This window comes from Pseudoduganella sp. GCM10020061, assembly GCF_042683405.1.
Classification (GTDB): Bacteria; Pseudomonadota; Gammaproteobacteria; order Burkholderiales; family Burkholderiaceae_D; genus Telluria.
In genome coordinates, this window is record NZ_JBHUJS010000013.1 from 1 (window position 1) to 564 (window position 564).

2 tRNA genes and 1 rRNA gene are annotated in these 564 nt (G+C 45.2%); all 3 read left to right on the forward strand.

What is annotated here, in order from left to right:
* Positions 1-67 (forward strand): 16S ribosomal RNA (locus tag ACFSQR_RS16400); the annotation flags it as partial.
* A gap of 68 nt (positions 68-135) precedes the next feature.
* Positions 136-212: transfer RNA gene (locus tag ACFSQR_RS16405), tRNA-Ile, on the forward strand.
* A gap of 96 nt (positions 213-308) precedes the next feature.
* A tRNA-Ala gene (locus ACFSQR_RS16410) sits at positions 309-384 on the forward strand.
* Positions 385-564: the final 180 nt, after the last annotated feature.

Here is a 564-nt window from a genome sequence, read left to right on the forward strand (position 1 = left end):
ATTCGTGACTGGGGTGAAGTCGTAACAAGGTAGCCGTATCGGAAGGTGCGGCTGGATCACCTCCTTTCTAGAGTCGCATCAGACTCAAACGCTCACACTTATCGGCTGTTGAAGAACAAGAGAACAAAGCTTTTCGGGGCTGTAGCTCAGCTGGTTAGAGCACCGTGTTGATAACGCGGGGGTCGTTGGTTCGAGTCCAACCAGCCCTACCAACGCGTTGCGAACAAAAGTACAAACCTACTTTTGTTCGGATCTAGCTAAAAATCCCCGGCAGAGCCGGATGATTTTTAGACGGTAAATGCCACAATGGGGGATTAGCTCAGCTGGGAGAGCACCTGCTTTGCAAGCAGGGGGTCGTCGGTTCGATCCCGTCATCCTCCACCAATTTACTTTGTTTATTTAAGTTACGTACTTTCAAAGAACGTACGGTATTTAAATAAACATAGTAGTTCTCGTTCTTTAAAAATCTGGAAGAAGTAAAGTTTTATTAAGCGTGAATCGAAAGGTTCACACTTAGGGTAGTAGTAAAACTCATCAAACACTGTAGTAAATGAAGTAACTTGC